General features: G+C 45.7%; 21 protein-coding genes. 5 read left to right on the forward strand and 16 right to left on the reverse strand.

Translation table 11 applies throughout. From position 1 onward, the window contains the following. Positions 1-20: 20 nt before the first annotated feature. Together QFZ81_RS23830 and QFZ81_RS23835 are read right to left on the reverse strand one after the other, a co-directional pair. Positions 21-548, reverse strand: a complete 528-nt coding sequence (locus QFZ81_RS23830) for a P-loop nucleotide/nucleoside kinase family protein (protein ID WP_307605056.1) — start codon at positions 546-548, stop codon at positions 21-23. A 266-nt stretch (positions 549-814) separates the two neighbouring features. After that, positions 815-1,159, reverse strand: a complete 345-nt coding sequence (locus QFZ81_RS23835) for a winged helix-turn-helix transcriptional regulator (RefSeq protein WP_307605057.1) — start codon at positions 1,157-1,159, stop codon at positions 815-817. A gap of 147 nt (positions 1,160-1,306) precedes the next feature. On the opposite strand from QFZ81_RS23835, the gene QFZ81_RS23840 reads away from it, so the two are divergent. Beyond that, the gene (locus QFZ81_RS23840) at positions 1,307-1,738 is read left to right on the forward strand and encodes a YybH family protein (protein ID WP_307440943.1); all 432 of its coding nucleotides are present in this window, start codon (positions 1,307-1,309) and stop codon (positions 1,736-1,738) included. Between the two features lie 673 nt (positions 1,739-2,411). Here the strand turns inward: QFZ81_RS23840 and QFZ81_RS23845 are convergent. The 6 genes from QFZ81_RS23845 to QFZ81_RS23870 all read right to left on the reverse strand — a co-directional run bounded on the left by QFZ81_RS23845 (position 2,412) and on the right by QFZ81_RS23870 (position 5,312). Further along, on the reverse strand, positions 2,412-2,810 hold the full coding sequence (locus QFZ81_RS23845; protein ID WP_307440942.1) for a DUF1801 domain-containing protein: 399 nt from the start codon (positions 2,808-2,810) through the stop codon (positions 2,412-2,414). A gap of 14 nt (positions 2,811-2,824) precedes the next feature. After that, positions 2,825-3,175 carry a DoxX family protein gene (locus QFZ81_RS23850; RefSeq protein ID WP_307440941.1) on the reverse strand — a complete coding sequence of 117 codons (351 nt, stop codon included), beginning with the start codon at positions 3,173-3,175 and terminating at the stop codon, positions 2,825-2,827. 22 nt (positions 3,176-3,197) lie between these two features. Next, complete coding sequence (locus tag QFZ81_RS23855) at positions 3,198-3,617, reverse strand: SRPBCC family protein (protein WP_307440940.1); 420 nt, start codon at positions 3,615-3,617, stop codon at positions 3,198-3,200. Then, positions 3,614-3,943 carry an ArsR/SmtB family transcription factor gene (locus tag QFZ81_RS23860; RefSeq protein WP_307440939.1) on the reverse strand — a complete coding sequence of 110 codons (330 nt, stop codon included), beginning with the start codon at positions 3,941-3,943 and terminating at the stop codon, positions 3,614-3,616. The genes QFZ81_RS23855 and QFZ81_RS23860 overlap by 4 nt, the downstream gene beginning before the upstream one ends. 80 nt (positions 3,944-4,023) lie before the next feature. Further along, complete coding sequence (locus QFZ81_RS23865; protein WP_307605060.1) at positions 4,024-4,446, reverse strand: DoxX family protein; 423 nt, start codon at positions 4,444-4,446, stop codon at positions 4,024-4,026. A 359-nt stretch (positions 4,447-4,805) separates the two neighbouring features. Then, positions 4,806-5,312 (reverse strand): glycosyltransferase family protein, encoded by a 507-nt coding sequence (locus QFZ81_RS23870; protein ID WP_307440936.1) that lies wholly within the window; start codon positions 5,310-5,312, stop codon positions 4,806-4,808. A gap of 315 nt (positions 5,313-5,627) precedes the next feature. On the opposite strand from QFZ81_RS23870, the gene QFZ81_RS23875 reads away from it, so the two are divergent. Beyond that, positions 5,628-6,281: an aminotransferase-like domain-containing protein gene (locus QFZ81_RS23875; RefSeq protein WP_483874670.1), complete on the forward strand. Its 654-nt coding sequence runs from the start codon at positions 5,628-5,630 to the stop codon at positions 6,279-6,281. 122 nt (positions 6,282-6,403) lie between these two features. Here the strand turns inward: QFZ81_RS23875 and QFZ81_RS23880 are convergent, their stop codons facing one another. From QFZ81_RS23880 to QFZ81_RS23895, 4 genes are all read right to left on the reverse strand, one after another. After that, positions 6,404-7,072, reverse strand: coding sequence for an NPP1 family protein (locus QFZ81_RS23880; RefSeq protein ID WP_307440934.1), 669 nt, complete (start codon positions 7,070-7,072; stop codon positions 6,404-6,406). 339 nt (positions 7,073-7,411) lie between these two features. After that, entirely contained in the window at positions 7,412-7,903 is a 492-nt protein-coding gene (locus QFZ81_RS23885; protein ID WP_307605064.1) for a lipocalin-like domain-containing protein, read from the reverse strand. Positions 7,904-7,931: 28 nt separating this feature from the next. Beyond that, the gene (locus QFZ81_RS23890; RefSeq protein ID WP_307440932.1) at positions 7,932-8,597 is read right to left on the reverse strand and encodes a VOC family protein; all 666 of its coding nucleotides are present in this window, start codon (positions 8,595-8,597) and stop codon (positions 7,932-7,934) included. A gap of 14 nt (positions 8,598-8,611) precedes the next feature. Next, positions 8,612-8,818 carry a VOC family protein gene (locus QFZ81_RS23895; RefSeq protein WP_307605066.1) on the reverse strand — a complete coding sequence of 69 codons (207 nt, stop codon included), beginning with the start codon at positions 8,816-8,818 and terminating at the stop codon, positions 8,612-8,614. A gap of 467 nt (positions 8,819-9,285) precedes the next feature. Here QFZ81_RS23895 and QFZ81_RS23900 point away from each other — a divergent pair, with 467 nt between their 5' ends. Continuing rightward, positions 9,286-10,050 (forward strand): ParA family protein, encoded by a 765-nt coding sequence (locus QFZ81_RS23900; protein ID WP_307440930.1) that lies wholly within the window; start codon positions 9,286-9,288, stop codon positions 10,048-10,050. Next, positions 10,037-10,282, forward strand: coding sequence for a hypothetical protein (locus QFZ81_RS23905; protein WP_047672745.1), 246 nt, complete (start codon positions 10,037-10,039; stop codon positions 10,280-10,282). The genes QFZ81_RS23900 and QFZ81_RS23905 overlap by 14 nt, the downstream gene beginning before the upstream one ends. Positions 10,283-11,256: 974 nt before the next feature. Here QFZ81_RS23905 and QFZ81_RS23910 read toward each other — a convergent pair. Together QFZ81_RS23910 and QFZ81_RS23915 are read right to left on the reverse strand one after the other, a co-directional pair. Further along, entirely contained in the window at positions 11,257-11,847 is a 591-nt protein-coding gene (locus QFZ81_RS23910) for an S-layer homology domain-containing protein (protein WP_307607015.1), read from the reverse strand. Continuing rightward, complete coding sequence (locus tag QFZ81_RS23915; protein ID WP_307605069.1) at positions 11,813-17,344, reverse strand: beta strand repeat-containing protein; 5,532 nt, start codon at positions 17,342-17,344, stop codon at positions 11,813-11,815. Before QFZ81_RS23915 ends, QFZ81_RS23910 begins: the two co-directional genes overlap by 35 nt. A 1,184-nt stretch (positions 17,345-18,528) precedes the next feature. Between QFZ81_RS23915 and QFZ81_RS23920 the strand changes: the two genes are divergently transcribed. Next, positions 18,529-18,870, forward strand: a complete 342-nt coding sequence (locus QFZ81_RS23920) for a helix-turn-helix domain-containing protein (protein WP_307605071.1) — start codon at positions 18,529-18,531, stop codon at positions 18,868-18,870. A 258-nt stretch (positions 18,871-19,128) separates the two neighbouring features. Here QFZ81_RS23920 and QFZ81_RS23925 read toward each other — a convergent pair whose 3' ends face one another. Together QFZ81_RS23925 and QFZ81_RS23930 are read right to left on the reverse strand one after the other, a co-directional pair. Further along, entirely contained in the window at positions 19,129-20,736 is a 1,608-nt protein-coding gene (locus QFZ81_RS23925) for a response regulator transcription factor (RefSeq protein WP_307440927.1), read from the reverse strand. Between the two features lie 36 nt (positions 20,737-20,772). Continuing rightward, positions 20,773-22,485, reverse strand: a complete 1,713-nt coding sequence (locus QFZ81_RS23930) for a sensor histidine kinase (RefSeq protein WP_307440926.1) — start codon at positions 22,483-22,485, stop codon at positions 20,773-20,775. Positions 22,486-22,648 lie beyond the last annotated feature (163 nt).

Consider the following 22,648-nt stretch of genomic DNA (forward strand, 5'->3'; position numbering starts at 1 on the left):
ATTGTCACAAAATAATTTTCTCACTTCAAGTGTATCCGAAATCTGGAATTATTAATGATTTCCTCAGCAAGTTCATCCGGCTGCCTACGATCGGTATCCAGCAGGAATGTCTCATTGGTTGGCGACGTCATCAACTTGTTCCGAAGGAAGAGCGAACGGTGGATGTATTGTGCATCTCCTCGCTGATGGAGTCGAGCGGTAAGAGTGTTCGGTTCCGCGTGCAGCACAACATAGTGTAGCGTCGCCTCGAAGTCCGATAGTTGGTCAAAGAACCATTGCAGTTCATCTTCGACGACGAAATCGATAACGACGTCTAGCCCGTCCAGGAGAAAATTCCGCGTCACCGCAGCAATATTAAGCCAAGCCAGTCGGAGTCGTTCCTCCCAGGGCGGCTCGGTCTCCCCTCGGTAGACATGGAGAAGGAGATCACCTTCAATCAACGCACATTGGTTCATCGCGTTGGCCAGAGTCTTGGAGACGGTTGATTTCCCTACACCAAGTGGACCAGAGATAAGATAGACGGTTACTGATTTTTTGGTGAAATGCATATGATAATCCCCTCCCCCGTTATCCTACCCGTTCGTAACGAAGCTGCCGATTCACGCCTGCAGCCTCGCTCCAACATTTGTTCAACTATCTTTTCCGTTAGTTGAATTCTTTACTACCTTGAATCATCACGCAATCTACCCAATATCGGAGTGACGCATATCTGAATGCTCTTCTACCTATGGTTACATAAATAGCATTATTAGCACCCTTTGTGATTATTAATGCATAATTTTTCATTCTATATTGCGTCAATTAACGATAAACTTCAACTCTCATTGCGTTCATTTTTACGGAGTGAGATGGAATGCTCTCCTACCTTTACCAATTGAATCAGAATGGGTTCCAAGCTTCTACCAAATTCGGTCAATTCGTATTCAACTTTCGGTGGTATCATTAAGTATGCGGTGCGTTTAACGATACCATCCTCTTCTAGCAAACGAAGCTGTATCGTCATAACATGTCTTGATACACCAGGAATTAGTCGCAAGAGTTCACCAAATCTCCTGGTTTGTTGAAGCAATTCATACATGATTTTCGGCTTCCATTTTCCGCTAATTATTTGAAGCCCCACCTCTACAGGGCAACCAAATGATTCATCTTGATAGGGCATATTTACCTCCATTGGTTAAGTTTTTATGACTATGTAACTATTTTCTGCGTACTTAAATTATTGTGAGAATTCAGATATGCTAACAACTGTATTCATCATACAGAAAGAAGTGATCTTATGAAATCCCCCATTTCAAGAAACTCAGTCATGAATCCGGAAGATATGAATGCTGCATTTGCTCAAGCTTACAATTCCGGCGACATAGACAACCTACTTGCTTTATATGAACCAGGTGGCATTCTGATTAATCTGATCGGTAATAAGGATGAAGGACTTGAACCGATTCGTAAAACCCTTGAGGAACTATTACGATTTAAAGGCAAAATGGTGTCCAAAAATATTTACTGCATACCATTTGAAAACATCGCTTTGCTTCGAGCACACTTTATCCTCGAAACCGTTGGTGAAGATGGAAGCCCGTTACAAATCCAAGGCCATACCTCAGAAATTGTAAGAAAGCAGCTTGATGAAAGTTGGCAATATATTGTGGATCATCCATTCGGTGCAGATCTCCTAAAAGAAACGGAGCGTGCAACCCCCCTACACTTCAATGACCAGCCAAACCTTCAAAGCCGTTAGCATCAATCATGCCATTAATCCTTTTTAAGGTTGCGATTCCAACCTTTTTGACGTTTATTATTAAGAAAAGTTATTACATAAAATGGAGATAACCATGCCAAAAGAACGTCAACTAATAGAGGCTTCCGAGTTTGAAAGGATGAGTGTATCTCAGCAGCCATCTCAGTCTATTTTCGAGGTGAACTTTTAGGCGAGAATGTACTAATTCAATTTCATGATGACGAATTTGTATTAAGCACGATTGGAGAACGATACGTTAAGGCAAATTGTAAATTTCTTAGAAGAAGATAAATCGGTCTTTTTAATTTAGCTACCATTCATAAGATAACAATCAACAAAAGGTCAGTTTGCTAGAGCAAACTGACCTTTTGTTATTCAACTATAGTTCTCCGTCAATTGAACGAACGAAGTAAAAAATTCCACAACTGTCTCTATGGGTATAAAACACCTCCCACAGGTCCTCCTCTGGATCGGTCACCCAAATTTTGTCCTGAACAGCATTGCAGCAGGTCGTGTTCATTTCATCGAAAGAACTGGTTTTGCATTGCACTCGCCATGTTAAATGAAAAAGAGCCCTGCATAGTGGACTCTCCTACATTTTGCTATAATCGATATGCATACTCACCTTTGGTGGAAAATAGGCTCTCGGGAAAGGAATGTGAATACTTTCCAGTCACTCATGGTCATATTTGCGTTTGGAGGGTTTTGACGTGTTCAGTGCAACGGCGGCGCGGACGAGAGCCATTAGAGCCTCCTCGTCAATCTGGTCGCCTTTGTGGAAGTCGATGGCCCGCCTGGTGTTGCCTTCGAGACTTGAGTTGAAGAGCCCTGAAGGATCCTTCAGCGAGGCACCCTTGTAGAAGGTCATCTTCACGACGTTCTTGTACGTTTCACCGGTGCAGATTCCCCCGTCGTGCGACCAGACTGGTGTCCCTCTCCACTTCCACTCCTCGGCAACTTCGGGGTCCGCCTGCTTGATCAGTGCGCGTAGCCGGGAGAGCATCTCGCCCCTCCAGTCGCCTAGCTCCTCGATTTTCGCGTCTATCAGCTCTGATGGCGACTCGAGTTTCATTGACCCGCTCTTCTTCATGCTACCTGGTGCACGACAACCAGAGTCGCTGCAATCAAAGTAATCACAAAGGCCGGTATCGCACTTCCAACAGGATGCTTGACTCTGAAATGTGAAAGGCATGCCACCAGCATCGTAATGCCAATCCAAATGCCTGCCCATACGGCTGCTGCCGGATGCCAGTATCCGATAACAAGTCCGGCTGCCCCGGCTAGTTGAACGAGTCCAGTAACAACTCGAAACCATTGCGGCAGTTTAATCGACTCGAACATTTCAACAAAATTTTTCGCACCAGCCAGCTTGCTTCCGCCGCCAAAGGCCATGGAGACGAGCAGAAAACTTTGTAAAATAACAAAAATGATATTCATCAGGCTCTCCTTCCTTTTACAACTAGGCCAATACCTTTTCAAGCTCGCCGCACCATTTACCCCAGCCATACCTAGCACCTTCGAGACCTTGAGCATTGGCGAATCCGGTTTGTTCGAGATGAAGGTTAACCTTTCCGTCCCCTAAATCCTGCAGCGTCCAGTTGACCGTGTGCTTCTCCCCTCCGCTGGCCCAAGTATAGGACACCCGGTTTGGTGCGTCCACGATAAGCACTTCTCCGTCAATAATGCCATCCCAATATTCGGACGGCTGAGTGCGAAACTGAAAACGGTGTCCTACGACGGGCTTAAAATCATTATCCATCGCCTCACCTGTGTGGATGTTGGCCACCCACTTGGCAAGCTTGCTTGAATCGGTTAAGGCGGACCAAAGCTTCTCGATCGATGTCGTGTACTGAAAATCCAAGGATAATGTTAAACTCATTCTTCTTCCTCCTCTAATAGTTGGTTCAAGCGCAATAAATTCATACTCCAGAACTTGCTGTAGAAAGCCACCCAATCTTGAATTTCTCTGAGTGGAGAGGCGTTTAGCCTAAATCGCGTTTCTCTGCCGACTTTTCGGTCAAGTACCAGTCCGGCATCTTTAAGGATTGTCAAATGCTTGGATACCGCTGTGCGGCCCATTTCAAACTGTGCCGTTAACTCATGAAGCGGTATCTCCTCTGCCTCTGCTAACAGACGAATCAGTCGGCGCCTAGTTGGATCTGCAATCGCGTCAAACACATCCCGTAACTGGTTGTTCTCGCTCACAACAGCCCCTCCAAAATATTATTTTCTGTGGTAGAAATCTATTGATGTACGAAGGGACAGCCGTTAATTTCACCACCTCCTTAAAGTTTGCGGCTCTTCGGACGTAGCGCCCACGAGGCGATATTTAGTGCAGCATATGAAAGCGGAAGGATAATATGAAACCCGTAATCACCATAATCGTTAGCAAACGCATGAGATACAGCCGCACCAGTCATTAAAAAGAAGATACCAGCGTGAACCCATTCTTTAAGCCGAGGAAAACCTGGCACGACAAGAGCGATGGCTCCAAGCACTTTCCAAATCCCGAGAATGGTCAAGACGTATAATGGGTAACCAAGATTCTTCACTAACTCGAGGTTTCCCCCATATTGCATCAGTTGCCCGATACCACTTAACATAACAGCTGCTGCGAGTAGTAATGTGACTGTCCAATAAGCAATCATTTTTCCTCGGAGCTGGGTTTCTACTTTCGCTGTTGTTTCCGCACCGATAATCTTACTCATTTGTTTCCTCCTCATAATTGTTTCAAGTGAAACTTATTCAGGTTCCAAACTTTCCAAATGACTAATTGCTAATTGGACACCATTTAGTGACACTTTGATTATAGGTCACCATTTGGTGTCGTGTCAACAGCATTTTTAAACTCAATATGTTAAAAAGCCTCAGTGCGATAATATCGAAGCTTTATGATCATGACTCAGTTTTGTTGGGATTAATGCTTTTTATTCTCAGTACGGAAAATTCCCTCTAAAAATCTGCCCATAATTTTAATAATAAAGAGGAGCCCCGATAAGCAAGCTCCTCCATTTAACAATCATAATAAAAAAGCACTTATATACCTATAAAGGTTTACAAGTACTTATTAGCGCTGTGACAAATTATTCTGATTAAATACATGTTTCACTTTGTGTGAAGATCCTCGTTTGGATATTAGAATACCATTTTTTGATGCAACAATAATCAAATCTTCAACATCAATTAAAGCAACAGGCACGCTGTCCGAAAGAATCACATTGTTGCTTGTTTGAAATTGAAATATTCCGGGTTTTTCAGAAGACACTACCGCAGATTGCCGGAAATACTCGGCAAGGTCTTCTAAAGTGCATACTAAGGAATAAAGGGAATGTTCAGCAGGACCATTTAGAGTCGGAAGCATGACGGCTTGATCTCCCAGCATAAATGCACGATCATCAGAAGGACCTGCTCCCCCGCGTCTTCCTCCCTCAATTAATCCGGAAGTACGTAAACCTTTATTCTGAAGATCTACTAACCAGCTTGCATCGTCTTGAAAAGATGACGTGTCATCCACACTTTTGATTTGCTTTGTAGGGTTTATTCTACCCCTCCTCTTGATGATGTTACTTTTCATTACATTTGCGTCGACTATACGCGATCGGACTCGTTAAACGGGTCAAAGGGATTGGTACCGTAGTCAGATCGATAATAAAGCAGGAGGTACCTTCAAACGCATTCCAAACTGGGAAGAGTATGTGAAAAGCGGGGTATTTCAATCGAATAATCCTTTGAATCAGCAGATATATAAAATCATCCAATCGGGCGATCATCATATCAACTTTGCCATTGGCGAACTAAGCCCCGATTTGCTCCCGATTCGATTGATGCAAGAAGTTCACAATTCTATGGAATCAGTGAATACTTGGGCTATGAACATATGCAGGGGAATATGAAACTGCGTGAAGCGATCACTTCTCACCTCAAGACCTATCGAAACGTAGAAACGAATGCCTCATCAATATTAATTACCTCCGGTGCCCAACAAGCTCTGCATTTGATTATCCAATGTCTTCTCAAGCCAGGAGATTCCGTTGCTTTATATAAAAAACACAGAATTAAGATGGTCTTCCTAAATCCCATTTTTCAGAATCCAACAGGGACTACGATGTCCTATGAAAGACGGAAAAAGGTATTGGAAATTTCCACCCAATACGGAATTGCGATCGTTGAAGACGATCCCTATAGTGTTACTGGATATGACAATGAGCCCATACGCTCGTTAAAATCCATGGATCAAGACGGTTCAGTTCTCAGGTTGAAACGGAAGCGAGATATAACTTTGCATGCTTTGCAATCTGCATTTAAAGACAATATCGAGTATGGGATTCCAAGCGGCGGGATACATCTCTGGTGCAAGCTGAAGGAGGAATTGAACGAACAGCATTTGTTCAAAGAATGTGTCAAGAACGGAATCGTATTCGCTCCAGGAAGCACGCTTGGTTCAAATGATCGGTACATGAGGTTCACCTACAGTCGAGTTGATGATCACATGATTGAGGAGGGCATTCGAAGATTTGCTGAAGTTATAAAGCCTATCGAATAAAAGAGAATAGAAAAGCCCGGAAAGCGTGATGTTTCCGGGCTTCTTTCTTTATTCAATGAACTCAATCTCACGAGGTGTTGCATGAATGCTAAGATAATACATGGTAATTAAAATCCCATCAATCATAACTGCCCATACCGTTCCGTAAGCTCTTTGATTTTCTCCTGAATCCGTTTCGGTATCTCCTCCAGCAGCTGAGTCCAGGGTACGAACAGCTCCTTATCCAATCGGTATTCCTTATATGCCAAAGCTGGCGTAAACGCGCATGATTTCAAATAGGTTTCGACTATCCTGTTGGTTTCTTCATTCGTCGCAACAATGCCCTCTAGAAAATAAGGGACCGTCAAGCCATCAGCTCCAGCATCCTCATTCACTGCAGTCCAGAAATGCGGAACTAGCTCGAGAAATTCAGCAACTGGGGAAAACGCATGCTTCCCAGGCTGGGAAAACAAACGTACATGCGTCCCATCCAGCACATTACTGCGGTCTTTCAGCAGTCCCTTTAAATACTTGCCGTGAAAGCTCGCCTCACAATCTATGACTTCACCCTCATGGTCAATGAATACCCATACATGCTCCAGTTCGTATAAGTGCTGAATATCGTAATCCCAATAAATCGCATATTCAATAATCTGCTTCAGACGAGGATCGCGAAAAGAAAACGATCTTCGAAACGAAGGAGAGATCTCCTCCTGTTCGAAAACCGTCACCCCAACTCGAACCGGGAAAAAGGGCTCATGCTCGTCAAAGTAAAGATAAGGCGCATAAGCCTGAATGGTCCGCATATCCATAGGAAGGTTCATCCTTTCAATTCTGAGTAGCAATTTTGCTTGTGATGAGGCTATGACTTTGAAAGCCAAGATTACCAATGGCGATGATTCCGCCCATGAAACATATAAGCTCGGTTTTGGAAGGTACTTTCAGCGGACTTTTCCAGGCCCCGCCATTTTGGAAAAATATCAAATGTAGTTTTCATGATAAAATCGAACGAACAACAATACCATGACTGACAACAAATGATTCTTTTATCCCATTTCTCCATTGTGTATTATAAACCCAATTACTACACGTATGTACCCACCTACTCCGTAATTCTCTCGATTTTATGTATCCAATCTAGTTACATTAAATCATTTTTTATTCCATTTGTATTTACTTTTGTAGAAGAAGCACCACCTGTTCGCCGAAAGGCCTGAGATGATGCTTCCAACGCGTTTCCACACAAGCCTTTGATTTGGTTTTAAACCGTTATATATGCTTAGTATATCACCTTCAATTGAAGCTACTCGCGGCTGTTGTTTTCCTAGCCAAGTTGGATTCATGCTCACTTCCACATGATGTATTAACGTGTTTGTCTCTTCATTGACCTCAAATTTCCCTGCATAGGCTAAATATCCGAATGCCGCTTCTGCCATTTCTTCCTTCGTTCCTTCATGCGGATCACCCGATGAATAAGCCGGACGCCCTTGGCGCATGAAATTTGCAGATACATATCCTTCCGGGTGATACATAAGGAAGCCTGTTGCATCCTTACCAAACGGATAAATAACTTTTCCCGTTTCATCTTGTGATTGATATGAAACCAACGACCATACGCCGGTAACCTGTTCCCTTAATGTCATACGTAATCATCTCCTTCTCCCGCAGGGCTTATTTCAGATTAGCCAGATCAAATGCAAAATCTGTTCCCCACGAACTCAAAGCGTCCCAAACTTTAGGTTTCATCGGCAGTTCCTTATGCCAAGGGCGCGGTTCGAAAATACCGAGCTCCGGAATATAAACATCCAGATCGATAAACAGCTCCACTAAGTTCTCGTCCGCGTCGTAATGGTAAGTGGCGATATTGTGTCCGGAAGTATGCCGGGTAGGTCCCCACAATACATCGATTCCATGTCTGGCGAGAATATCCGAGCTTATATTTTGATGAGAGGCATCCTTCAGTTGGAAGGCAATATGGTGCATTTTGTTGGGTCGGTCCGCCCCTACAATATTCAGAACATGGTGATCGTTGTTACAGGTCAAGAAGTTGCAAAGATCTGCTCCGATTTTATCCGTAACTGTGAATCCCAGTACATCTGTATAAAAATCCACTGTTTTGCGAAAATTGTTCGAATGGAAGCCGATGTGTCCCAGCTTTAACGGGACGATGCCCGAAGTGCCAAATCCAATAGCAGGCTGTTCCATTTCATTAAATAAATGAATCACATTGCCGTCCGGGTCTGAAAGCTCCAGAAACTCTTGAATACCCGGCTTAGCGTCAGTCAAAAGGACAGATGAAACGCCTTGCTTACGAAGCTGTTCCTGTACTTCCTTCAAAGAAATTGTTCTATCTAATTGGTACCCGTAAACCCGAACCCCGCTATATCAGAGGGAGTAATAACGATATAATGATGGTCGAATCCATTTGACATGTATGCGCTTCCATCTTCTCCACGATGGGCTAAAGCATACCCCATCGTTCTCGTGTAGTAATCGGCTAATTTACTTACGTCTTTACTTGCGAAATCCGCATACGCCAATTTAAATACTTTTGCCATGTTCATCAAATCCTTTCATTAATGCTATAACGATTTTTATTTTGAAGCAGCTACTACCTTATTCACTTGTTCACCAAGGTTAATGGTTCCATCCGAGCTATATATCGCACAACGAATCGTATCTCCGGACTTCAAATACAACAAAAAAAAATGTGATGTTTCATAAATAAATAGAAAACGGAGCCCGCTAATCCGCATGGCTCCGTTTTTGTTGTTGCAGAATTCGTTGGAATTTGTTGTGCATGACAGCGAATTTGACGATTTGTTGCAAAATTCGTTAGAAAAAAATTTTGGCGAAAAGTGACCTTATGGATAAATATACAGAAAATTGATTTGAAAGAGAAATTCCTGGCGCTATGGTTGCTGAATACACTCTCGACTTGACCGTGCATGACCCCCTTTTAAATAGATCTATTGTAGAACTATATACAGGAATAAAGGTTTACAGAAATAAGGAGGAATGGGTTATGGGAGCCATTATTTCAATCGGTAATCAAAAAGGCGGCGTTGGCAAAACGACAACCACGGCCATCACGGGGTATCTTCTCTCTAAGAAGTACAAGGTTCTCTGTGTCGACTTCGATAGCCAAGGCAATTTGACACAGTTTCTTACTCAACGAGATATACACGATTACTCCAAAATGACTATTTTTGAGGCATGTAAAAACATGAATCCCACCCCCTACATCCGCAAGTTAACCTACAACCTTCACTTCATTCCGGCTGATGAAATGCTTGCAACTCTGCCCATGCTTATCCATCAAAACCCTTCAATGAGTTCGACCATTTTGAGAGATACACTACATAAAGTAAAGGCCAGATACGACTACATACTTATTGATTTACCTCCAAATCTCGGAGAGCACACTATTAATGGTTTAGTGGCTTCCGACTATGCAATCGTCATGCTACAATGCGAACCAATGTGTTATGACGCGCTGGACAGATACATCGCAACAATGATTCACATCAAAGAGGTTAAAAAGCTGGACCTTGTTTTATGCGGCATATTGCCAACAATGATCGATTCTAGAACAATCATTGATAAAACAATCATTGATAGGGTAAGGAGAGAATACGAGGGAGTTGTGTTTCGATCGGAAATAAAGCGAAGAAATAGAATCAAGGAGTTTTCTATTACAGGAATACAGGAATACAGTAATTCGGATACATCGGCACTAAGCAATTATAGAAATTTTGTCGAGGAGCTGGAGCAGCGTGTCCAAGCGTGATGCGATTGAGCAGTTATTAGGAAAACGGCGGAGTCAAGAAATACAGGAAACTGTAAATACAGGTATACAGAAACCTGTAAATAAGAAAAAAGCAACATTTGATTTCGATGATCAATTCCATACTGAGTTAAAGATATTCGCCGCGAAACAGAATAAGAAGATGGTTGATGTTGTGGTAGAGGCCGTAAAAGAGTATATGCGAAGACATAAAAATACCCCACCAGTCGAGTAGGGCCAGTGGGGATTCGTTCATTTTACAGTCTGCCCGACACCAGATACCGGACTGATAATCATTGACCAATTTGCTGTCACAAAGACGATCAAGATAAAATCTAATTATCGCTCGATACCATCTACTTCCATGCCCTAATAATAACTCATTCGACTTCAATATTTTCGATTATGGTTATTATCTTGTTAATGACTCATCCTCAATAATGCTAGAATGACTTCTCAACATATCGACCATTGGCGAAGCGGCAGGCTGAGTATGAACATTTTATATTTAATTTGATCTGGAACAAGAACCCCCTCGAGTTTCAAACGGATTTTAATAAAGGATCTGGTCGCTTTAAGATTCTTAGCAATCTAATTACCTCCTTAAATTCTCTCTCATCGATTTTAATAAATTTCTGTATGGTGTCATAGTTGTTGAGAAAACACCAGTTATAAACGTTGATTTATCAAGTGTCATTTTCAAAATTAATGAGAAAGTAACTTCCGGAGGTAGTTATTTCAATCACACATTTTCATAATTGATGAGAATATCCGCAAAGAGCTAAATGAATTTTCATGCACAACAATACATAATGTCTAAGAACTGTTTTACTTACATCCCTGAACAAAAAAAGTGCTTAAACATTGACGTATCCAAAGTTATTGTTATTGCTCTATCGAATCTAGTAACATTGAGAGAGACTTGATTTTGTCCTTCAGTTGGCATAATGTTCACGCACGTCTTTTCTTATCTTCCAGAGCAATGTCAATGATCTTGTACCAGAAATTAGACTTTACTCTATCATGGAGGTAACCGGGCTGACGAAAGACGAAATTTAAAAATTTAAAATATAGCAACAAGAACTGTTAATTTATAGCAAAAAAAGGGACTATCATCCGGCATCATTTATGCCTGCGGATAGTCCCTTTTTCATGCGTTAATCTGAGATTAATTTGGCGCTCCGTGATAGCAGCCCCACATCAGAACCACTACGGTTTCGCCTGTAAAGCTCTAAGAATGACCGTGACCGCTTCAGCTCGGGTCGTGTTCACTTTCGGTTTCACTGTGCCGTCTCCATAACCGTTGATCAAGCCTTTGGCTGTCGCCGTTGCAATAGCCGTTCGCGCCCAGTCGGATATATCGGCGCTGTCCGGGAAGTTGATGCTCTTATCCATCGCAGCCAACTTGGCGGCGTGAACGACGATCGCTGCCATTTGCTCGCGGGTAATGAGATCGTCCGGTCCGAAGCTGTTGTCGCTATACCCTGCAACAATGCCTGACTCTGCGGCAGTCGCAATAGCGCTCTTGGCCCAGTGGGTTTCCGTATCGACAAAGGTTTTGCCGTCTTGCGCCCCAAGATGGAACGCTTTGACGATGACAGTCACGAATTCCGCTCTTGTGATGTTCGCATTTGGCTTAAACGTGTTGTCCGCATAGCCGTTAATCGCGCCGAGCTTCACCAGTTCCCGCACGTTCGCTTCAGACCAATGTCCTTTGATATCGGCAAAGTCCGCTTCGTTCGTTTGCGGCTGTACGGTCTTCGCTTTATCCGTTACCAGAACGGCAAATTTCGTTAAAATGGCTCACCGATCCAGATGCCGTCCCGTTCGCTTCGTCGACTTTCATGATTTCCAATGGCACCCATTTATGGGTTTGTTCGTTCAGCCAATATACGCCTGCCGTCGACTTCGCAAAGTCCGCCTTCGTCTTGTCGAAAGGTAGTGTAATAACGACCGGCTTGCTAAAGTCGCCATCCTTGTCTTTCTTGATCTCGTACACCTCGCTGATCAATTGCAAAGTGCTGTCTACGGGCAGGATCGAGATGTCGTTCACTTTATCTACCATAACTTGAATGTTGCTAGCCATCGCTCCAGCCGGAACTTCGATGGTAACTCCGTTCAGCGTTGCCGTTCCGCCGCTGGCAGCCGTAATCGTTGCGTAATTGGTTGCGGCACCGCCGCCTCCACCGCTGGTTCCGCTTGTGCTCGTAGTATCGACTTGCGTGTAGCTGACAAATTTGGTAAAGTGTTTCGTCCAAATGACAAGGTCGCTTCCAACCGTCATTTTGGCGTCTCCGCTTGCGGCAATTTCGCTGTCTGCCGCTGCTTGGGTGTCTGCGGATACCGTGCCCGTGATCTCGGTAAATACGCCATTTCGTACAAAACCAACCTGTTTGCCCTTTTGGTTCGGGAAGAGCAAACGCACCGCCTTATCGAACGTTAACGATACATCCGTCGATCCGACTTCAATGACGGCGCTCACGTTGCCGCTATTGACCGTTACGCTGCTGTTGCTTTGCACTTGCGGCAGCTTGATCGCGCCATCCCAATTGGCGGGAGCTGTAATTTTCGTTCCGTCTGGAATCGTTACACTCACATTGCCCAGAGTTGTAGCCGCTTGTACTTCCACTAACGGGAGCGTCGCTTCTTTGTTCGATCCTGCCGTTGTCGTTGCGACCGCAATCTCGGCATTCGTTACACTCTCTGCGACGGTAATGGATACAGGTTTAGTCGTCACCTGAATCGGTGCAGTAGAACTGGCCGTTATCGCTTCGGCTCTAGTCACGATCACGGTGTAGGTCTGCGTGGTCTTTCCATCTTGAGCCGTCACTGCCATGGTGATCGGATTGTTACCCACGTTCAGGCTGATCGCCCCCGACGCTTGACCGCTCGTCACTGCCGTTCCGTTCACTTTCACTGTCGCGTTGCTATCCGATATTGTTGGCGTCACTGTCACCAACGTTACACCATTCCCCACGCTCGCTGTGTAGGAAAATGTCCTCGTATCAAACGATGAACTCAACGTTAGTCCTGATACTGCCATGCTGCTCAGATTCGCATTACTGGATACGCTCGGTATTGCGGCTTGAGGTGTTGCGATGACTTCGTTGGAGTAGCCGCTGTTTCCTCTTGCGTTGCTCGCCTTTACCGCGAAGTAATAGGTCGTGCCGTTCGTCAGGCCCGTTGCCGTGTAGCTGTATGTCACGCCGCTCACTGTCGCTATGGGGGTTAAGCCATAGGAGCCGGAAGCTGTTCCCTTATAGACACTGTAGGTGACTGTTTCAGATACACCGTTCCAAGTTAACGCAACTTGCCCATTCCCAGCTATTGCTGTAAGCCCCGTAGGTGCTGAAGAATTTGCCGCATTTATGGTCAACTTGGCTACGTTGCTTGTTACCGTGGCCGTTTGGCTGCCCGTTGCGCCGCTGTTCGTGTTCGTCACCACGACGTAGTAGTACGTCGTTCCCGTCGCTAACGTCGGCGTTGCATACGATGCGCTCGTTGCTCCGCTGATCGCTACGCCGCCGCTATTGCTGCTGGTCGTGTTGCTGTACCACTGGTAGCTCAGCGTCCCGCTGTCGCTCACCGTCGCTGCTACGCTCAAGCTCGGGCTGCTGTTGCCTTCGTTCACCGTTGCTCCCGTCGGCTGTGTGCCAATGCTCGGCGTGGCCGCGTTGGTCAGCGCGTTCACCGTTACCGTCGCCGCACTGCTCGTCGCCGTGGCCGTTTGGCTGCCAGTCGCGCTGCTGTTCGTATTCGTCACTACGACATAGTAGTATGTCGTTCCCGCTGTTGCTGTTGGTACTGCGTACGATGCGCTTGTTTCACCGCTGATCGCGGTGCCGCCGCTATTGCTGCTGGTCGTGTTGCTGTACCACTGATAGCTTAGCGTTCCGTTGTCGCTTACCGTCGCCGCTACGCTCAAGCTCGGGCTGCTCGCGCCTTCGTTCACCGTTGCTCCCGTCGGCTGCGTGCCGATGATCGGCGTTGCCACGTTGGTCAGCGCGTTCACTGTTACCGTGGCAATACTGCTCGCCACCGTCGCCGTTTGGCTGCCCGTCGCGCTGCTGTTCGTATTCGTCACTACGACATAATAGTATGTCGTTCCCGCAGTTGTCGTCGGCGCTGCATATGTTGCGCTCGTTGCCCCGCTGATCGCTGCGCCGCCGCTATTGCTGCTGGTCGTGTTGCTGTACCACTGGTAGCTCAGCGTTCCGCTGTCGCTCACCGTCGCCGTTACGCTCAAGCTCGGGCTGCTCGCGCCTTCGTTCACTGTTGCTCCCGTCGGCTGCGTGCCGACGATCGGCGTTGCCGCGTTCGTCAGCGCGTTCACCGTTACCGACACCGCACTGCTCGTCGCCGTCGCCGTTTGGCTGCCCGTTGCGCTGCTGTTCGTGTTCGACACCACGACATAATAGTATGTCGTTCCCGCCGCTAACGTCGGCGCTGCATATGATGCGCTCGTTGCGCCGCTAATTGCGGTGCCGCCAGTCGTGCTATTCGCCGCGTTGCTGTACCACTGGTAGCTCAGCGTTCCGCTGTCACTCACCGTCGCCGCTACGCTCAAGCTCGGGCTGCTGGCTCCTTCGTTCGCCGTTGCTCCCGTCGGCTGCGTATCGATGCTTGGCGTTGCCGCGTTGGTCAGCGCGTTCACTGTTACCGACACCGCACTGCTCGTCGCCGTGGCCGTTTGACTGCCCGTCGCGCCGCTGTTCGTGTTCGTCACAACGACATAGTAGTATGTCGTTCCCACCGCTAACGTCGGCGCTGCATACGATGCGCTCGTTGCCCCGCTGATCGCTGTGCCGCCGCTATTGCTGCTGGTCGTGTTGCTGTACCACTGGTAGCTCAGCGTTCCGCTGTCGCTCACCGTCGCCGCTACGCTCAAGGCCGGGCTGCTCGCGCCTTCGTTCACCGTTGCTCCCGTCGGCTGCGTGCCGACGATCGGCGTTGCCGCGTTCGTCAGCGCGTTCACCGTTACCGACACCGCACTGCTCGTCGCCGTCGCCGTTTGGCTGCCCGTTGCGCTGCTGTTCGTGTTCGACACCACGACATAATAGTATGTCGTTCCCGCCGCTAACGTCGGCGCTGCATATGATGCGCTCGTTGCGCCGCTAATTGCGGTGCCGCCAGTCGTGCTATTCGCCGCGTTGCTGTACCACTGGTAGCTCAGCGTTCCGCTGTCACTCACCGTCGCCGCTACGCTCAAGCTCGGGCTGCTGGCTCCTTCGTTCGCCGTTGCTCCCGTCGGCTGCGTATCGATGCTTGGCGTTGCCGCGTTGGTCAGCGCGTTCACTGTTACCGACACCGCACTGCTCGTCGCCGTGGCCGTTTGACTGCCCGTCGCGCCGCTGTTCGTGTTCGTCACAACGACATAGTAGTATGTCGTTCCCACCGCTAACGTCGGCGCTGCATACGATGCGCTCGTTGCCCCGCTGATCGCTGTGCCGCCGCTATTGCTGCTGGTCGTGTTGCTGTACCACTGGTAGCTCAGCGTTCCGCTGTCGCTCACCGTCGCCGCTACGCTCAAGGCCGGGCTGCTCGCGCCTTCGTTTACCGTGTCTCCCGTCGGCTGCGTGCCAATGCTCGGCGTGGCCGCGTTGGTCAGCGCGTTCACCGTTACTGACACCACGCTGCTCGTCGCCGTCGCCGTTTGACTGCCGGTCGCGCTGCTGTTGGTGTTCGTCACCACGACATAGTAGTACATCGTTCCCGCCGCTAACGTCGGCGCAGCATACGATGCGCTCGTTGCCCCGCTGATCCCTGTGCCGCCGCTATTGCTGCTGGTCGTGTTGCTGTACCACTGGTAGCTCAGCGTTCCGCTATCGCTCACCGTTGCTGCTACGCTCAAGACCGGGCTGCTTGCGCCTTCATTCACCGTTGCGCCCGTCGGCTGCGTGCCGATGTTCGGCGTTGCCGCATTCGTCGCCGTCCACTTCGCGTACAGTGTCACGTCGGTTGAACCTATGGTGATCGGGACACCTGCCACGTAATCCGTTCCGGTTCCGTCTGCCTTCGTGTTCCAACCCGCGAATGTGTAACCCGTCTTCACTAGGCCTCCCGTGTTGTCCTGAACCGTGGCCGTATATCCCGACTGATAGATGGTGCTGTCCGTCGGCGCGCTTCCGGACGCAGCGAAGTTGCCGTTATACGTCACCGTGCATGTCATTGTAAACTTCTTGACGGGTACTTTATAGTTGTTACCCCCATCCGAATACACAACATAGGGCGTGCCACTACTGTCGATGGCTATACTTGTAGACTCGGCGCGATCTGCCGAAAAACCGGCGGAGCCTACATTTACCCACGAGCTTCCGTTATATTTCATGACGGTTGCTTTACCATTGTTACCCCAATCCTGATACACAACATAGGGCGTGCCGCTGCTGTCGATGACTATACTAATTTGGTTTGCAGGACCTTCCGAAAAACCGGCGGAGCCTACATTCACCCACGAGCTTCCGTTATATTTCATGACGGTTGCTTTTTCGCTGTTAATATAATCCTTAAACACAACATAGAGTGTGCCGCTGCTGTCGATGGCTATCCTTGTATAATCTGCATTACCTGCCGAAACACCGGCGGAGCCTACATTCACCCACGCGCTTCCGTTATATTTCTTGACGGTTGCTTTATAGCTGTTACCCGCATCCCAATACACAACATAGGGCGTGCCGCTGCTGTCGATGGCCATACTTGTATTACTTGCAACACCAGCCGAAAAACCGGCGGAGCCTACATTCACCCACGAGCTTCCGTCATATTTCATGACGGTTGCTTTATTGCTATTACTCCCATCACTATACACAACATAGGGCGTGCCGCTGCTGTCGATGGCTATACTAGTATAATTTGCAACACCTGCCGAAAAACCGGCGGAGCCTACATTTACCCACGAGCTTCCGTTATATTTCTTGACGGTTGCTTTTTGGCTGTAACCCCCATCCCCAAACGCAACATAGGGCGTACCGCTGCTGTCGATGGCTATACTTATATTAATTGAACCACCAAAACCGAGGGAGCCTACATTCACCCACGCGCTTCCGTTATATTTCTTGACGGCTGGATTACCCCCATTACTAAACGCAACATAGGGCGTGCCGCTGTTATCGATGGTTATCATTGTATTACCTCCACTAGATTGCGTAACACCGGCGGAGCCTACATCGACCCATTGTTCAGCCGTCGCTTGGGCAACCATTGGCGCGCCCATGTAGGGTACGCCTGACAAAAAAATCAGCATTCCCAGTATGATACTTACTAATTTACGATAAGTCTGCTTTGCTTTTCGATTCATTTACAACTCGCTCCCATCAATAATAAATCAAAATTAATTTTTCTTATGTCCAACCTTGCCAAGAGCCGTAAAAAATTGCCTTTGTAACGATATGTACTTGCCGTATTTCGTGACAACCTTCACATGACAAAAAGTTTGAACCCGTTTCGCGGATCTCCTTCTACATGAGCAAACTCGCTTTCACCGCAAAATACACCATAAACCGTAGAACTATAGACTAACATATACGTTTTTGGAATCAGCTTTATCGTTGTTTTACCCCTCTTAGCTTTAATAAATTTCAAATCATCACTTTTATAAGTTTACTAAAGCCAAATAAAAGAATAATGAAAGAAATGTCCATAACTAGAAAAAAAACGCGTAGAATCAAGCCTTCGCGGTTTTTTTAACTGACTAAATTATTTGTTTTCTGTCGGCGAACCCTCTCACCAACGAATCGTATAAGTGAATTAGTTCCTCGGAAGGACGAACGCCGAGCTACCGGCTGAGAAGCCGAACATAACCGGCTATGCAATAGTCAATCCTTTTTTGCCCCCGGTCTGCTCGCTTATCGTCATAAGCAGACGTACAACATTTGCTCCATTTCTTCAGTAGCCCATGCCTTATTTTTCTTATATCAACCCTAAATATTTTAAATGTATATTCATGCATAATTGTATATTTCTCATCAATTTTGAAATTACGTTCTCACAAATTCTGAAAATTTTCTCAATAAATATGACACCACACAATTTCTCAACAATTTTGAAATTGCTCTCTCATCGATTTTAATAAATTTCTCAATAATTCTGACACCACAAAAAAAAAAAAAAAATAAATGTGATGTTTCATAATTAAATGTAAAACGGAGCCCGCAAACCCGCGTGGCTCCGTTTATTTTGTTTCATTATAAATTAAATATTACCGTTAGACCCAGCTAAGCTCCTTAATTGCAATCGGAGTCGTGTAAATCTGACCGTTGTAATTAAATCCCTCACTAGTTATCCTAGCAGTATCCAGCGGTAGTAATTTTTCTAAAATCATTTTTCTTCACCTCTCTATCTTAAATCTATTAATCTATCTTGTAATATTATTGACTCAACCAATAGATTTGATACATATGAATATCATTACAAGTTTTGATATAAAACAACGTATGTCTCTTCTTTTTTTCTTTGTCTACACTTCATATAAGAGGTGTATAAATGTCTGATCACATTTTGAAATATATTGGATCTCGGATAAGGGATTATCGTAAGGAAAAAGGGCTTTTCCAAGAGCAACTAGGTGAAATAGCAGGGTTCCATTTCTCTTATATCGGTGGTATTGAAAGAGCTGAGAAAAATATCTCCATGCTTAATTTAGCAAAGATCGCAGATGCGTTAGATATCGAAGTCCACGAGTTATTCAGTTATTCTAAAAATATCAAAACCAAATTAAGTGAAAAAGAAGAGGAAATTCAGGAAATTGTAGATATCCTCTTGAGGCATAATATACGTGATGTGAAGAAAGCGAAAGTTATTATTAAAGAAGTATTTAAAGATTAATAACCCCATCCTCAAAAAAGAATGGGGTTATTTTTTATTTAGCATTTATTACTTTTACTTTGATGAAATTCAATTCAAATTTATGAGCGCGTTGCTTGTTGTACACAACCTTTTGACGATGTGAACACGAATCAACGTAAATATATCAAGGGTTTCATGCTTGTAAATCTGGGATGCGGTCGGAGGGATTGTATTCATCTTCTCGTCTAGCTTCATAGCACGTGTTACCTTAATGCAATGCTACTACTCCCAACACTCCTATACTGTCGAATTTCGGTATTCTTGCGGGGTCAAGCCATAATGCTTTTTGAACAATTTTATGAAATAATGCGGATTTTGATAGCCCGCTTCAATCGCCACTTCATAAATTTTTTTAGAGCTGTGCTTGAGCAATCGCTGTGAATATTCCATTTTCAACCTTGTGATGTAATCACTCAGATTTTCACCTGTCTCCAATTTATAAATCCGGGATAAATAAGCAGGATGCATCTGCAGATGCTCTGAAATGGTTTGCAAAGAAATATCGCCCGAGAGATGAGACAAAATAAATTTTTGTGCCTCCTTCACGGCAACCATTCTGGCGCTGCGATGTTCATTCACGGCTTGTTGCTTGAATTTCTCGAATACTCTCAAGGTCCAATCGGTTAAATGCTTCACTGTTTTGGCAGGTATTAATTCTTTTCCTCGCACGTAGTCATCATCGATCAAGTCTGCTAGCTTCTTGCCATTCTTGTGAGCAAGATAAGAAAAGGCTGCAAAAAAAGCAAAAAAAGCTTCCAACATGTGCTCCGAAGAATCGCTCCAATCCGCTTCCAGTTCTTCTATAATACTGGAGATCTTTAACGAGGCAACTTCCCAATGTCCGGCTTCCATTAAGTGCAGGAGCGCAGGAGGCTCATAAAGACTTAACAGGGTTCTGACCTCGGGAACCTCTGAATCGTCCATAATATAAACCGGCAGGTCCTTCTCTTGGCCCAGTCTCATACTGAAAATTTGGAGCATGTGGTTATATAATTTGGTGATGTCCTCTGGAAATACACCCCATTGTCCCAGAAGGATGGACACCTTCTTTTTCAAAAAATGCTCAATGTTCCTTTGCAGCTGTTGCGTAAGCCGATTCACATGAGACTGCGGATCATCTGAAGACTTGGGAGTCACGGCCAGCACGAGATATTCATGCACATCCTTGCAGAACCAAACGTTAAAATACTCCTCCAACGTTTCCTGCGCCATATTCACGATCGCGAACTCCATCAAGGACATTTCAAACGGATCTAAGTCAGAGAATTGATCCTTGAACCGGATCATGATCATGACTATACTGTCATTTACCTGAACCGGCACTTCGAGCAAATGAATTTTTTCAACCAACTTTTCTGTAGATACCCGTTTTCCCTGAAGCAGATCGTACAGAAGCTCCCCTCGAAGTCGAGGCAAATGATCGCGCATCGCTTTCATCGCCCGTTGATAGGCGTTATTGCTTTCCCGTTCTGTTCGAATCGTTTGAACAACCGAAGACACTCTCTCAATTAATTCCTTGTCGCTTACCGGCTTTAGCAAATAATCGCAAATGTTGTTCTTGATCGCAGTCTGGGCATATTTGAAGTCCGCATGTGCCGTAAGCAAAATGCATTTGATATGCTTCCAATGCTTATAGATGCTTCTTGTTAGCTCAAGCCCGTCCATTCCAGGCATTCCGATATCGGTTATCGCAATATCAATCGGATGAATATTGACAATGTCGAGCGCTTCCGAAGCCGAATAAGCTTTATGTATCGTTCCAATCCCTATCTCTGCCCAAGGAATGGTGACAGCCAAGGTCTCTACTACACTCATCTCATCGTCTACTAAAAGTAATTCCAGCATGTTGTCAACATCCTCCTCCTTTGGTGCCTACTCTGCTCAAACATTCCACTGGATAGCAACTCTCAGTCCTCCGAGCGTAGAATGCGAAAACATAAGGCCAGATTGTTGATCAAACTGATAGGCAAGCCTTTGGTGAACGTTCCATAACCCGCATCCAGCTTCCTGATCATGCGGACTTGACATCTTTTGTTCCAGCTCAATTAACTGCTGATCAGAAAGCCCTACCCCATTATCATCGATATGGATGCGGCAGACACCTTCGGACCACTCGCCGGAAATAATAATGATTCCGTATTGCTCCTTTTTCTCGATCCCATGGATAATTGTATTTTCAATGATAGGCTGAACCATCAGTCTTGGAATTTGCAGGTCAAGCATTTCCTCCGGAATATCGATTTCGTAATGAAATCGTTCCATACGCAAATTTTGGATCGTTAAATAATTTTCAATCAGCTTCAATTCCTCGCGAAGGGTTGTAAGCGTATGCTCCAGCATCGTGATGTAACGAAAATATTCCGACAAATTCAAAACCATAGAGGTGGCAGCCTGTTTATCGTCGATGGCGATCATATTTTTAATGAAAAACATGCAGTTGGACAAAAAATGCGGATTAATCTGCGATTGTAAATGCTTCAATTTAGCGTCTCGAAACCGGATGTTTTCCACGTATACATTTTCGAGCAGTCGTTGGATTTCCTCCGCCATTTCATTAAATCGGTTAAACAAATAATCAAACTCATTCCTCGGATGATAATTAATTCGATGGGAGAACGATCCCGTCTGCAGCTTCATAACCCCACGCAGCAGCAATTGGATCGGGAGTTGGACCTGCCTGTACAGAAATACGGTAGCCAAGAGGCTGATCAACAGCATCAAGACAATCGTCGCGTAAAACCAATTTCGGCTCTTGGTGATCGGAGCAAGCACTTCTTTAAGCGGCAAATAATCAACGACATGCCAGCCCAGACTTTTCGAACGCACGTAGTACACCATATATTGTTCGTGATTAATTTCAACAATACGATGACCGTCTTCATCAAGCGGTTCCCGGTTTAATATGGCGATGATTTGCTGTGTTACACTGGAATCTCCCGTTTTATCCATAATCGGTTCGAATAGCGGCTTATAAAAAAATGGATTGGACCTACCGTCATATTGATAATCCTTCAGCACCCGAACCAGGTTGCTCTCGGTAAACTGAACCTCAACCACGGATTCGGCTTCCAACAAGCCTTTATTCACAAGAAGCGGACTCATGACCGCCTTAGTGAAGTAGGCATTGCCCCCAGTAGGATCGGGATGGTACTGCCAGAACCTGGTCGATAGATTCTTTACATATTCGTCGTTGTAGACGGTCTTATAATCGTTCGACAGTACCTGCTTGGCCTTCGGCAAGTAGATGATTAACCGATTGTCCCACCTGCTGGAGGCGCTCAGCAAATTTAATTTTTGGACAATTTCCTCTTGCAGTTCCAACTGTTTAAACGCATCGGAGCTGCTTCCAAGAGCCCCCGGCGCATTTATCGAAGCGTCTCTGCTTACAATAATCGATGAAATGGTAAGCTGGTCTACGATATTATCCATCTGGCTTGTTAGGAAGGAAAGCCGCTTCAAGCTCTTCTCAAGTAGTTCTTGTTCGATGACTTTAACGGAAGTATGGTTCGTGTAACTATATATCAACCCGATCGGCATCAATAATAAGACAATCAGCAAAACCATTTTACTAAATGTATTCCACCTGTGCTTCATACCCAACGCTCCTCATTCCTTGTGAATCTATTATACTTGAACAAGTGAAACGATGGGAGCACAATGAGCTTATTTCACGCGGTAAGTCTCGAAGCAATCCAGGACGATCTCTTTGGAGGCGCCTGGCATTAAATTTTCACTATAGCTTCCGTATCGTCTGTAA

The organism is Paenibacillus sp. V4I9, from assembly GCF_030817295.1.
In the GTDB taxonomy this organism is placed as follows: domain Bacteria; phylum Bacillota; class Bacilli; order Paenibacillales; family NBRC-103111; genus Paenibacillus_E.